8 protein-coding genes are annotated in these 12,570 nt (G+C 62.0%); 5 read left to right on the plus strand and 3 right to left on the minus strand.

What is annotated here, in order from left to right; translation table 11 throughout:
- The first annotated feature begins 162 nt into the window (after positions 1-162).
- The 3 genes from aceK (at position 163) to DKY63_RS27000 (ending at position 7,388) form a co-directional block, all read left to right on the plus strand.
- Positions 163-1,881 carry a bifunctional isocitrate dehydrogenase kinase/phosphatase gene (aceK, locus tag DKY63_RS26985; protein ID WP_110966915.1) on the plus strand — a complete coding sequence of 573 codons (1,719 nt, stop codon included), beginning with the start codon at positions 163-165 and terminating at the stop codon, positions 1,879-1,881.
- A 151-nt stretch (positions 1,882-2,032) separates the two neighbouring features.
- A complete protein-coding gene (gene hrpA / locus DKY63_RS26990; RefSeq protein ID WP_110966916.1) occupies positions 2,033-5,944 on the plus strand; it encodes an ATP-dependent RNA helicase HrpA in 3,912 nt (1,303 codons plus the stop codon).
- Between the two features lie 322 nt (positions 5,945-6,266).
- Positions 6,267-7,388: a beta-ketoacyl-ACP synthase III gene (locus tag DKY63_RS27000; protein WP_110966918.1), complete on the plus strand. Its 1,122-nt coding sequence runs from the start codon at positions 6,267-6,269 to the stop codon at positions 7,386-7,388.
- A gap of 125 nt (positions 7,389-7,513) precedes the next feature.
- Here the strand turns inward: DKY63_RS27000 and DKY63_RS27005 are convergent, their stop codons facing one another.
- A complete protein-coding gene (locus tag DKY63_RS27005) occupies positions 7,514-8,569 on the minus strand; it encodes a sensor histidine kinase (protein ID WP_110966919.1) in 1,056 nt (351 codons plus the stop codon).
- Positions 8,569-9,327, minus strand: a complete 759-nt coding sequence (locus DKY63_RS27010; RefSeq protein WP_110966920.1) for a response regulator — start codon at positions 9,325-9,327, stop codon at positions 8,569-8,571. The genes DKY63_RS27005 and DKY63_RS27010 overlap by 1 nt, the downstream gene beginning before the upstream one ends.
- Positions 9,328-9,622: 295 nt before the next feature.
- Here DKY63_RS27010 and pyrF point away from each other — a divergent pair, with 295 nt between their 5' ends.
- Entirely contained in the window at positions 9,623-10,321 is a 699-nt protein-coding gene (pyrF, locus tag DKY63_RS27015) for an orotidine-5'-phosphate decarboxylase (protein WP_162634927.1), read from the plus strand.
- Positions 10,322-10,436: 115 nt separating this feature from the next.
- On the opposite strand, the gene DKY63_RS27020 is transcribed toward pyrF, so the two are convergent.
- Positions 10,437-11,441 carry an NADP-dependent oxidoreductase gene (locus DKY63_RS27020; protein WP_110966922.1) on the minus strand — a complete coding sequence of 335 codons (1,005 nt, stop codon included), beginning with the start codon at positions 11,439-11,441 and terminating at the stop codon, positions 10,437-10,439.
- 237 nt (positions 11,442-11,678) lie between these two features.
- Here DKY63_RS27020 and DKY63_RS27025 point away from each other — a divergent pair, with 237 nt between their 5' ends.
- Positions 11,679-12,440, plus strand: a complete 762-nt coding sequence (locus DKY63_RS27025) for an SDR family oxidoreductase (RefSeq protein ID WP_110966923.1) — start codon at positions 11,679-11,681, stop codon at positions 12,438-12,440.
- The last annotated feature ends 130 nt before the right edge of the window (positions 12,441-12,570 follow it).

Genomic DNA, 12,570 nt, shown 5'->3' on the forward strand with positions numbered 1-12,570 from the left:
GATCGGGACGAGAGTGTTGCCGAGCGCCTGATCGATGGCAACCGGAAAACGGGCATTTAACTCCGCAGGGCGGCGATGACGCGGCAACGGAAAATTACACTTCTCCTGCACCCGCTTCACTGGCTAAGCTCAGGGCTCGAAAATTCCCGCAGAGGTCTCACCATGCCGCAGCATTGGCCAGCCGCCGACATCGCCCGTTTGATCCTCGACGGCTTTGACGATTACCGCGAGCATTTCCGCCAGATCACCGACGGTGCCCGGGCCCGTTTCGAACAGGCCCGGTGGCAGGACACGCAATCGGCGTCGGCGGCGCGGATCAATCTGTATGAAGAGAAGGTCGGCGAGACGGTGCAACGCCTGCACGTCGCTTTCGATGACGACACGCTGGACGTCAGCTGCTGGCCACTGGTCAAAAGCGCCTACATCAAACTCATCGACCTGCGTTTCGACGATGAACTGTCGGAGACCTGGTACAACTCGATTTTCTGCGGGCTGTTCAGCCACGACCTGATCAGCGACGGCTGCATGTTCATCCACACCACCCGGCCGAGCCTGCGCCGGGCCCGGGCCGCGCAAACCCGCACCTATAAACCCCAGGGCCAGTTGTCGGGCATGCTGGCGAGCATCTTTGCCGATTACCGCTTCAGCGAGGAGTACGCCGATCTGCCGGGCGACCTGCAGCGCCTCGAAGCGCAACTGCGTGAGAACCTGCCGGACTGGGTGTGCAAGGACCCAGACTTGAGCGTCGAGCTGTTTTCCTCGGTGCTTTACCGCAACAAGGGCGCGTATCTGGTGGGGCGCATCTACACCGCCGATGAACAGTGGCCGCTGGCGATTCCGCTGCTGCACCTGGAAGGTCGCGGTATCCAGATCGATGCCTTGATCACCGACGAAGCCGACGTGTCGATCATCTTCTCGTTCACCCGTTCGTATTTCATGGTGGATGTGCCGGTGCCGGCGGAGTTCATCGGCTTCCTCAAGCGCATCCTGCCGGGCAAGCACGTTGCCGAGCTGTACACCTCGATCGGCTTCTACAAGCACGGCAAGTCCGAGTTCTACCGGGCGCTGATCAATCACCTGGCCAACACCGACGACCAGTTCATCATGGCCCCCGGCGTGCGCGGCATGGTGATGAGCGTGTTCACCCTGCCGGGCTTTAACACCGTGTTCAAAATCATCAAGGACCGCTTCTCGCCGTCGAAAAACGTCGATCGTGCCACGGTGATCGAGAAGTATCGGCTGGTGAAAAGTGTCGACCGTGTCGGACGCATGGCCGATACCCAGGAGTTCGCCGACTTCCGCTTCCCGCTGAGCAAGTTCGACCCCGCGTGTCTGGAAGAACTGTTGGAAGTCGCGCCATCGACCGTGTCGGTGGAAGGCGACACGGTGCTGATCCGCCACTGTTGGACCGAACGGCGCATGACGCCATTGAACCTGTACCTGGAAAACGCCAACGAGGCGCAGGTGCGCGAGGCGCTCGATGATTACGGCCTGGCGATCAAGCAATTGGCGGCGGCGAACATCTTTCCCGGCGACATGCTGCTGAAGAACTTCGGCGTGACCCGCCACGGTCGCGTGGTGTTCTACGACTACGACGAAATCTGCTTCCTCACCGAAGCCAACTTCCGCCACATCCCGCCGCCACGCACGCCCGAGGACGAAATGGCCTCCGAGCCCTGGTATTCGATCGGGCCGCTGGACGTGTTCCCGGAGGAATTTCCGCCGTTTCTGTTTGCCGACTCCGGGCAGCGCAAGTTGTTCGATAAGCTGCATGGAGAGCTGTACAACGCCGATTACTGGAATGGATTGCAGGAGGCGATTCGGGCGGGGAAGGTGATTGATGTGTTTCCGTATCGGCGCAAGGGCCTGGATAACGCGTAGTTCTTGCTGACGCCTTCGCGAGCAGGCTCGCTCCCACAGGGATGGCCGATAACCTGTGGGAGCGAGCCTGCTCGCGATCGGCCGCGCAGCGGCCGTAAAATCTGCGACAATCTGCGACCTTGCGCCACTACACGACCGAATTGCCTACCCGATGACCGACGAATCGCCCTCCATCGACAAACTGCTGAAAAACCTCGATCACGCCATGCTCGCCGACCGTCACCGGTTGCGGCGGCAGTTGCTTGAGCTGCGCAAGAAACCCGACGAGGCCAAACTGGCCCAGTGGGTGGCGCGGATGCAGGCGTCCTGCGATCAGGTGCTGGCGCGCAAGGCCAGCCTGCCGGTGATTCGTTACGACGACAGCCTGCCGATTGCCGCCAAGCGCGACGAAATCAAGCAGGCGCTGGAAAAGCACCAGGTGCTGATCATTGCTGGCGAAACCGGCTCGGGTAAAACCACCCAGTTGCCGAAAATCTGCCTGGAAATCGGTCGCGGCCAGCATGGCCTGATCGGCCACACCCAGCCGCGCCGTATTGCCGCGCGCAGCGTGGCCAGTCGGGTCGCCGAGGAACTGGGCACGCCGTTGGGCGCGCTGGTCGGCTATCAGGTGCGCTTCGAGGACCAGAGCGACGCCAATACCCTGGTCAAACTGATGACCGACGGCATCCTGCTGGCGGAAACCCAGAACGACCGCTTCCTGGAACGCTACGACACGATCATTGTCGACGAAGCCCACGAACGCAGCCTCAACATCGACTTCCTGCTCGGTTACCTGAAAACCCTGCTCCCGCGCCGCCCTGACCTGAAAGTCATAATCACCTCGGCGACCATCGACCTGGAGCGCTTCTCCAAACATTTCGATGATGCACCGATTGTCGAAGTCTCCGGCCGCACCTTCCCGGTGGAAACCTGGTATCGCCCGCTGACCCTGGAGCAGGACGAAGAGGGCAACCGGGTCGAGGACGACCTGACCGTGGATCAGGCAATTCTCGCCACCCTCGACGAAATCGCCGCCTATGAACGCAGCGAGCGTCGCAGCCCCGGCGATGTGCTGGTGTTCCTGCCCGGCGAGCGCGAGATTCGCGACGCCGCCGACATGCTGCGCAAGGCGCAGCTCAAGCACACCGAGATCCTGCCGTTGTACGCGCGGTTGTCGCCGGCCGAGCAGCAGCGGATTTTCCAGTCGCACCCGGGGCGTCGCGTGGTGCTGGCGACCAACGTCGCGGAAACCTCGTTGACCGTGCCGGGCATCCGCTACGTGATCGACAGCGGTACCGCGCGCATCAGTCGCTACAGCTACCGCGCCAAGGTCCAGCGCCTGCCCATCGAAGCGGTTTCCCAGGCCAGCGCCAACCAGCGTAAAGGCCGGTGCGGGCGGGTCGAGCCGGGCATTTGCGTGCGCCTGTACAGCGAAGAAGATTTCCTCGCCCGTCCGGAATTTACCGATCCGGAAATCCTGCGTACCAACCTTGCCGCGGTGATTCTGCAGATGCTGCACCTGCGCCTTGGCGAGGTGAGCGCATTCCCGTTTATCGAGCCGCCGGATGGCAAGGCCATCAGCGACGGTTACAACCTGCTGCAAGAACTCTCGGCCGTGGACCGCAACAGCCAGTTGACCCCGCTCGGTCGGCAACTGGCGCGCCTGCCGGTGGACCCGCGCATGGGCCGCATGTTGCTGGAAGCGGCGAAGCTGGGCAGCTTGCAGGAAGTGCTGATCGTCGCCAGTGCCATGTCGATCCAGGACCCGCGCGAGCGACCGCCGGAGCGCCAGCAGGCGGCGGATCAGGCCCACGCGCAATGGAAGGACGCCGACTCGGACTTCGCCGGGCTGGTCAACCTGTGGCGCGGCTTTGAAGAGCAGCGCCAGGCGCTGACTGCCAATCCACTACGAAACTGGTGCCGCAAGAATTTCCTCAATTACCTGCGTTTGCGCGAGTGGCGCGACTCCCATCGCCAATTGAGCCTTATCTGCCGCGACATGCAGTTGAGCCTCAACAAAGAGCCGGCGGATTACCCGAAACTGCACAAGGCGGTGCTGGTGGGGCTGCTCAGCCAGATCGGCCAGAAAACCGAAGACGGCGACTACCTCGGCGCCCGTCAGCGGCGTTTCTGGATTCACCCTTCGTCGGGCATAGGCAAGAAGCGCCCGCAATGGTTGATGACCGCCGAACTGGTGGAAACCACCAAACTCTATGCGCGGATGGTGGCCAAGATCGACGCCGACTGGATCGAGCCGCTGGCCGGGCACCTGATCAAGAAGAACCACTTCGAACCCCATTGGGAGAAGAAGCGCGGCCAGGTGGTGGCCTACGAGCAGATCACCCTGTTCGGGCTGATCGTGGTCGGGCGCCGGCCGGTGCATTACGGCCCGGTCGACCCGGTGGTGTCCCGCGAATTGTTTATCCGCGAAGGGCTGGTGCGCGGCGAGATCCAGTCGAAGGCCAAGTGCCTGGCGGCCAATGCGCGGTTGCTGGAGCAGCTAGACGAGCTGGAGGCCAAGGCCCGTCGGCGTGACATTCTCGCCGACGAAGAAACCCTGTTTGCGTTCTACGACGCGCGGCTGCCGGCGGAGATTCACCAGACCGCGACCTTCGATAGCTGGTATCGGGTCAACAGCCAGAAAGACCCGCAGCTGCTGATCATGCGCGAGGAAGACGTACTGGCCCGCGAGGCCAGCGAAGTCACCGCCCTGCATTACCCGGACACCCTGCACATCGGTGATCTGGAACTGGCCCTGAGTTACCACTTCGAGCCCAATCATCCACGCGATGGCGTGACCCTGCGCGTGCCGGCGCCACTGTTGCCGATGCTGCCGCCGGAGCGTCTGGAATGGCTGGTGCCGGGTCTCATTGAAGCCAAGTGCATTGCACTGGTGCGCAACCTGCCCAAGGCCTTGCGCAAGAACTTCGTGCCGGTGCCGGACTTCGTCAAGGCCGCCTTGCAGCGCATGACCTTCGCCGAGGGTTCGTTGCCCCAGGCCTTGGGCCGTGAGCTGCTGCGCATGACCGGTGCGCGGGTCAGCGATGAAGCGTGGGCGGAAGCGGCACAGCAGGTGGAAAGCCATCTGCGCATGAACCTGGAAATCGTCGACGGCCAGGGCAAGTTCCTTGGCGAAGGTCGCGATCTGGCCGAGCTGACCGCGCGTTTCGCCGAAGCCAGCCAGGCGGCGCTTGCCGTACCGCAAACAGCGAAAAGCCAGCAGCCGGTGGAGCCGAAAGTGTTCGCCGCCGTGGCGGAGAAAACCCAGCAGAAGATCGCCGGGCTGTCGATGACGGTCTATCCAGCGCTGGTGGAAGAGGGCGGTACGGTCAAGGAAGGGCGTTTCTCGACGCCGGCCGAGGCCGAGTTCCAGCACCGTCGTGCGTTGCAGCGCCTGTTGCTGCAACAGCTGGCGGAGCCGGCGAAGTTCCTGCGCGGCAAGTTGCCGGGCCTGACCGAGCTGGGACTGCTGTACCGCGACATGGGCCGCGTCGATGCGTTGGTGGAAGACATCCTGCTGGCCAGCCTCGACAGCTGCATTCTCGACGGCGAAGACCCCTTGCCTCGCGATGGCGCGGGCCTTGCGTCACTGGCTGAGCGCAAGCGCGGCGCCTGGACCGAGCACGCCGAACGCGTGGCGAAGCTGACCCTGGAAATCCTCAAGCTCTGGCACGGCCTGCAAAAGCGCTTCAAGGGCAAGATCGACCTGGCGCAAGCCGTGGCCCTGAATGACATCAAGCTGCAGCTCAGCCAACTGGTGTATCCGGGCTTTGTCCGGGAAACGCCGATGCTGTGGCTCAAGGAGCTGCCGCGTTACCTCAAGGCGATCGAGCAGCGTTTTGAAAAGCTCGGCTCTCAGGTGCAGAAGGATCGGGTCTGGAGTGGCGAATTGGCCAATCTCTGGACTCAGTACCAGGCTCGTGCCAGCAAGCACGCCCAGGAAGGCAAGCGTGATCCGCAGCTGGAGCTGTATCGCTGGTGGCTGGAGGAATACCGGGTTTCGCTGTTTGCCCAGCAACTGGGGACCAAGGTGCCGATCTCCGACAAGCGCCTGAGCAAGCAGTGGAGCCAGGTGGAGCCCTGACCCGTCCCCTGTAGGAGCGAGCCTGCTCGCGATGGTCGTCAACGATAACGCTGGGTGCCTGACACCCCACGGCGTTCTCCAGTCCATCGCGAGCAGGCTCGCTCCTACAGGTATTGCGTTGTTCTTGAGAAAGGCGCCAAAAGTTAACGTTTATGGCAAACTTCGCGACCATAAACGCCGTTTTCGCGACCATGAGCCTTCGACCGTGTTGCGTGTCGGAATAAACGTTGCCAGTTTTGCGTCCCCAGGATGGGAATAGATCCTTTGTGTATTGGTACGTCGGTGCCAATGCTTTCTGCCTGAACAGATTAGAGACACGACCATGCATAACGTCGTCATCAGCGGCACCGGCCTTTACACCCCAGCCAACAGCATCTCCAACGAAGAGCTGGTTCAGTCTTTCAATGCCTATGTGGCGCAATTCAACGCCGATAACGCTGACGCCATCGCCCGTGGCGAAGTCGAAGCGTTGACTGAGTCCAGTGCCGCGTTCATCGAAAAAGCCTCCGGCATCAAGAGCCGCTTTGTCATGGACAAGGACGGCATCCTCGACCCGCAACGCATGGCGCCACGCCTGCCGGAGCGTTCCAACGACGAATGGTCGGTGCTGTGCCAGATGGCCATCGGCGCTGCCGAACAAGCCTTGCAGCGTGCCGGCAAGACCGCCGCTGACATCGACGGCGTGATCGTCGCCTGCTCCAACCTGCAACGCGCCTACCCGGCCATCGCTATCGAGGTTCAGGAAGCGCTGGGCATCCAGGGTTTCGGTTTTGACATGAACGTGGCGTGCTCCTCGGCGACCTTCGGCATCCAGGCCGCCGCCAACAGCGTCCAGTTGGGCCAGGCCCGGGCGATCCTGATGGTCAACCCGGAAGTCTGCACCGGTCACCTGAATTTCCGCGACCGCGACAGCCATTTCATCTTCGGTGATGCTGCCACGGCGGTGATCATCGAGCGCGCCGACCAGGCCACGTCCAAGTATCAGTTCGACATTGTCAGCACCAAGCTGCTAACCAAGTTCTCCAACAACATCCGCAACAACTTCGGCTTCCTCAACCGCGCGGCGGAAGAGGGCATCGGCGCCAGGGACAAGCTGTTCGTCCAGGAAGGTCGCAAGGTGTTCAAGGAAGTCTGCCCGATGGTGGCCGAGCTGATCGGTCAGCATCTGGAAGAAAACCAGTTGAACGTCAGCGACGTGAAGCGCTTCTGGCTGCATCAGGCCAACCTCAGCATGAACCACCTGATCGTCAAGAAACTGCTGGGCCGCGACGCCACCGAGCAGGAAGCCCCGGTGATTCTCGACACCTACGCCAACACCAGCTCCGCCGGTTCCGTGATTGCCTTCCACAAGAACCAGGACGATTTGCAGGCCGGTTCGCTGGCGGTGCTCAGCTCGTTCGGTGCCGGTTATTCGATTGGTAGCGTGATTCTGCGTAAGCGTTGATTCTGCGGTTCACCCGCAACCCTGTAGGAGCGAGCCTGCTCGCGAAACGGTCTGTCAGGCGCATTGATGTTGAATGTGCCACCGCCTTCGCGAGCAGGCTCGCTCCTACAGGGGGCGTGTGGTTTTCAGGTGCGCGGCAAGCGAATGACCGCGGTCAACCCGCCCCCCGGGGTTTCTTCCAGGCTCAATTGCCCACCCAGCCGTTCCGCCGCCTCGCGCGCAATGGTCATACCCAGACCCACGCCGCCGGAATTGCGATTGCGTGAACCTTCCAGGCGAAAGAAGGGTTCAAACACCGCTTCGCGCTGCTCCGCCGCGATTCCCGGCCCACGGTCGATGACTCTGATCAACAACTGGTTGCGATGATCTTCCAGGGTGATCAATGCCTGTCCGGCATAGCGCAGGGCATTGTCCATCAGGTTGTTGATGCAGGAACGCAACGCCATCGGCTGCACCTGCAGCGGCGCGCAGTGGCCACTGGTCTGAACGTCGGCGCCCTGGTCCTGGGCGTTTTCACTCAAGGATTCGATCAGCGCCTGCACGTCCATCAGTTGCAGCGCCTCGCTGGTTCGCTGTTCGTGCAGGTAGGTCAGGGTGGCGTCGAGCATGCCGATCATGTCGTCCAGATCCTGGCGCATCTGACCCTGCAGCTTGTCGTCGTCAATCTTCTCCAACCGCAGCTTGAGCCGCGACAACGGTGTGCGCAGGTCGTGGGACACCGCGCCGAGCATTCGCGAGCGCTGCTTCACCTGCTCGATGATGCGTCGCTGCATTTTGTTGAAGGTGTTCGCCGCTTGACGAGCCTCTCGGGGACCGGACTCCTCCAGGGGCGGGATGTCGAGGTTTTCACTCAAGCGCTCGGCGGCGTCGCTCAGGCGCTGAATGGGCCGACTGAGCAATTTGGCGCCGTACCAGGCCGCAATGATCAGCGAGATCAATTGGAAGGTGAACGGCACCACCGGCCCGCCGAACCACGGTCGTGGTGGTCGGTTTGCGAAACGCGGATCCGGTGGCGGGCGTTGTCCGTCGAAACCTTCGGCGGAGGCGGAGGGCGGCGGTGGGGGAGGTGGTGGCGGGCCGTAATGGTGAAACCAGGTGAAGGCCAGCAGGTGCGCGATGATGATCGCCAGCATCAGCACGCCGAACAGGCGGCTGAACAGCGTATCGAAGCGCCCGCGCATCAGCCGATGTCTCGGGCGTCGAACAGATAGCCTTCACCGCGCACGGTTTTGATCAACTGGGGAGCTTTCGGATCATCCCCGAGCTTTTGCCGCAGGCGCGACACCAGCAGGTCGATGCTGCGATCAAAGGCTTCGATCGAGCGACCACGGGCGGCGTCCAGCAGTTGCTCGCGACTCAGAACCCGGCGCGGGCGCTCGATGAATACCCAAAGCAGCCGGAACTCGGCGTTGGACAATGGCACGACCAGGCCATCGGCGGAGATCAACTGGCGCAGCACGCTGTTGAGCCGCCAGTTGTCGAAGCGAATGTTCGCCCGTTGTTCGCTGCGGTCATCACGCACCCGGCGCAGGATGGTCTGGATCCGCGCCACCAGCTCCCGGGGTTCGAACGGCTTGGCCATGTAGTCGTCGGCGCCCAGTTCCAGGCCGATGATCCGGTCGGTGGGTTCGCAGCGGGCGGTGAGCATCAGGATCGGGATATCGGACTCTGCGCGCAGCCAGCGGCACAGCGACAGCCCGTCTTCGCCGGGCAGCATCAGGTCCAGCACCACCACGTCGAAATGCTCAGCCTGTAGCGCCTGACGCATCGCAGCGCCATCGGTGACGCCGCTGGCGTGGATGTTGAACCGGGCCAGGTAGTCGATCATCAGTTCGCGGATCGGAACGTCATCGTCGACGATCAGGGCGCGAATGCTCCAGCGTTTGTCGTCGCCGGGTGCTTTTTGTTCGTCGTTCACAGGTGCGTGGATGTTGTGCATGCGTGCGTTCATCTGTCAGGTTGGCTGCCAACCACAAAGATAGGCCGCGAGGTGGTGGTTCCAGCATAGGCGCCCGGCCCGCGGGCGAAAAGTGCTGCGTCAGGACGTGTTGCGGCTGGGGAGGGTAGCGGGCATGGGTGTTGTGGACGTGTCGGTAATGTACCGGGCTCGACACAATTGGCGCAAAAGCTAGTCTTGGCTGAGCGTTCTCGATGATTTACCGATCATCGGGTCCCCCAGCGGCGCCGGTTCCGCTACAATGCGCGCCGATTTCGACTTGCCTGAGAGCCCGCTCATGTCCGCCTGCCAGACTCCTATCATCGTCGCCCTGGATTTCCCCACCCGTGACGCCGCACTGAAGCTGGCCGATCAGCTGGACCCGAAACTGTGCCGGGTCAAAGTCGGCAAGGAACTGTTCACCAGTTGCGCTTCGGAAATTGTCGGCACCCTGCGTGACAAGGGCTTCGAAGTGTTCCTGGACCTCAAGTTCCACGATATCCCCAACACCACCGCCATGGCCGTTAAAGCGGCCGCGGAAATGGGCGTGTGGATGGTCAACGTGCACTGCTCCGGTGGCCTGCGCATGATGGCGGCCTGCCGTGAAGTGCTGGACAAGCGCAGCGGCCCGCAGCCGTTGCTGATCGGCGTGACCGTGCTGACCAGCATGGAGCGTGAGGATCTGGCGGGTATCGGCCTGGATATCGAGCCACAGGAACAAGTGCTGCGCCTGGCAGCCCTGGCGGAAAAAGCCGGGATGGACGGCCTGGTGTGCTCGGCCCTGGAAGCCCAGGCCCTGAAGTCGGCGCATCCGACGCTGCAACTGGTGACCCCGGGGATTCGCCCGGCGGGCAGCGCCCAGGACGACCAGCGCCGCATCCTGACCCCGCGTCAGGCGCTGGAAGCCGGTTCTGACTATTTGGTGATTGGCCGTCCAATCAGCCAGGCGGCGGATCCTGCGCAGGCATTGGCTTCGGTTGTGGCCGAACTGGCCTAAACACCACGAAACCTGTAGGAGCGAGCCTGCTCGCGATAGCGATGTGTCAGTCAATATTAATGTCGACTGACACACCCTTATCGCGAGCAGGCTCGCTCCTACATGGGTTACTGGGTTAAACCTTCAGCACCAACTTCCCGAAATTCTCCCCGCTGAACAACTTCATCAGCGTCTCCGGGAACGTCTCCAGCCCTTCGACAATATCTTCCTTGCTCTTGAGCTGCCCCTTGGCCATCCAGCCGGCCATTTCCTGCCCGGCGGTGGCGAATTGTGCGGCATAGTCCATCACCACGAAGCCTTCCATCCGCGCGCGGTTGACCAGCAGCGCCAGGTAGTTGGCCGGGCCCTTGACTGCTTCCTTGTTGTTGTACTGGCTGATGGCGCCGCAGATCACCACTCGTGCCTTCATGTTCAGGCGGCTCAGTACCGCGTCGAGAATGTCGCCGCCGACGTTATCGAAGTACACATCGACGCCTTTCGGACATTCACGCTTGAGGCCGGCGATGACGTCTTCGTTCTTGTAGTCGATGACGCCGTCGAAACCCAGCTCATCGATCAGGAACTTGCACTTGTCCGCACCACCGGCGATGCCCACTACGCGGCAGCCCTTGATCTTGGCGATCTGCCCGGCAATGCTGCCCACCGCGCCGGCTGCGCCCGACAGCACGACAGTTTCGCCCGCCTTCGGGGCGCCAACATCGAGCAGGGCGAAGTAGGCGGTCATGCCGGTCATGCCCAGTGCGGAGAGGTAACGCGGCAGAGGAGCGAGTTTCGGATCGACCTTGTAGAAGCCTCGTGGCTCGCCGAGGAAATAGTCCTGCACGCCCAGTGCACCGTTGACGTAGTCCCCCACGGCGAACCCGGGGTTGTTCGACGCCACGACTTTTCCCACGCCCAAGGCGCGCATCACTTCGCCCAGACCGACCGGAGGGATGTAGGACTTGCCCTCGTTCATCCAGCCACGCATGGCCGGGTCCAGGGACAGGTATTCGTTTTTGACCAGGATCTGGCCCGCTGCCGGCTCGCCGACCGGTACCTCCTGATAGGTGAACGTCTCGCGGGTAGCCGCACCGACCGGGCGTTTGGCGAGCAGGAACTGGCGATTGGTCTGGGAAGTCATGTCAGGCACTCAAGATGAATGAAGCCTTGTAGATAGACGTTCAACGGCGAGGCCGCAAGTTTGGCTGATGGGGCGAATACGGTTCGATCCAGTGCAGTGATAGTTGGTACGGGAGTTCCATCACTGCAACTCATGGGCACTCAACCGGCCCTCTGATAGTGCTGCCGTGCCGGGGAACGCTGTGGCTAGACTGGGAAAACAATCACCCTCGCCAACTTTTCCCTTGAGGACATAACGATGAGCATGACTTTTTCCGGTCAGGTCGCTGTAGTGACAGGCGCCGCCAATGGTATTGGTCGCGCCACGGCCCTGGCGTTCGCCGCCGAAGGCCTGAAGGTGGTGGTGGCTGACATGGACACGGCGGGGGGCGAGGGGACGGTTGCGCTGATTCGTACAGCGGGCGGCGAAGCGACCTTCGTGCGCTGTAACGTCACTGTGGAAAGTGAAGTGAAAAATCTGATGCAAGAGGTGATCAATACCTACGGGCGTCTCGACTACGCCTTCAACAATGCCGGGATCGAAATCGAGAAGGGCAAGCTGGCGGATGGCACCATCGATGAGTTCGACGCGATCATGGGGGTCAATGTCAAAGGTGTGTGGTTGTGCATGAAGTACCAGCTGCCGTTGCTGCTGGCCCAAGGCGGTGGCGCGATCGTCAACACCGCGTCGGTGGCGGGCCTCGGGGCTGCGCCGAAGATGAGCATCTATGCGGCTTCCAAGCATGCGGTGATCGGCCTGACCAAGTCGGCGGCCATCGAATATGCCAAGAAGAAGATCCGGGTTAACGCGGTGTGTCCGGCGGTGATCGATACCGACATGTTCCGCCGCGCCTATGAAGCCGACCCGAAGAAGGGCGAGTTCGCCAATGCCATGCATCCGGTAGGTCGTATCGGCAAAGTCGAGGAAATCGCCAGTGCGGTGCTGTACCTGTGCAGCGACGGCGCAGCATTCACCACCGGGCACTCGTTGGCGGTAGATGGTGGCGTGACCGCGTTCTGATTTCCGTAGCGACATCGAACCTGTAGGAGCGAGCCTGCTCGCGATGGCGGTGTGTCAGGCAACGTGTTTGTCGACTGACACACCCTTCGCGAGCAGGCTCGCTCCTACAGTTTTTTGTATGTTGCAAAGG

The organism is Pseudomonas putida (assembly GCF_003228315.1).
GTDB classification, from domain to species: Bacteria; Pseudomonadota; Gammaproteobacteria; order Pseudomonadales; family Pseudomonadaceae; genus Aquipseudomonas; species Aquipseudomonas putida_S.

What these genes read in the sequence shown, in the direction of transcription:
- aceK (WP_110966915.1), top strand. Translation starts at nt 163, where the DNA reads ATGCCGCAGCATTGGCCAGCCGCCGACATCGCCCGTTTGATCCTCGAC.
- hrpA (WP_110966916.1), top strand. Translation starts at nt 2,033, where the DNA reads ATGACCGACGAATCGCCCTCCATCGACAAACTGCTGAAAAACCTCGAT.
- DKY63_RS27000 (WP_110966918.1), top strand. Translation starts at nt 6,267, where the DNA reads ATGCATAACGTCGTCATCAGCGGCACCGGCCTTTACACCCCAGCCAAC.
- DKY63_RS27005 (WP_110966919.1), bottom strand. Translation starts at nt 8,569, where the DNA reads ATGCGCGGGCGCTTCGATACGCTGTTCAGCCGCCTGTTCGGCGTGCTG.
- DKY63_RS27010 (WP_110966920.1), bottom strand. Translation starts at nt 9,327, where the DNA reads ATGCACAACATCCACGCACCTGTGAACGACGAACAAAAAGCACCCGGC.
- pyrF (WP_162634927.1), top strand. Translation starts at nt 9,623, where the DNA reads ATGTCCGCCTGCCAGACTCCTATCATCGTCGCCCTGGATTTCCCCACC.
- DKY63_RS27020 (WP_110966922.1), bottom strand. Translation starts at nt 11,441, where the DNA reads ATGACTTCCCAGACCAATCGCCAGTTCCTGCTCGCCAAACGCCCGGTC.
- DKY63_RS27025 (WP_110966923.1), top strand. Translation starts at nt 11,679, where the DNA reads ATGAGCATGACTTTTTCCGGTCAGGTCGCTGTAGTGACAGGCGCCGCC.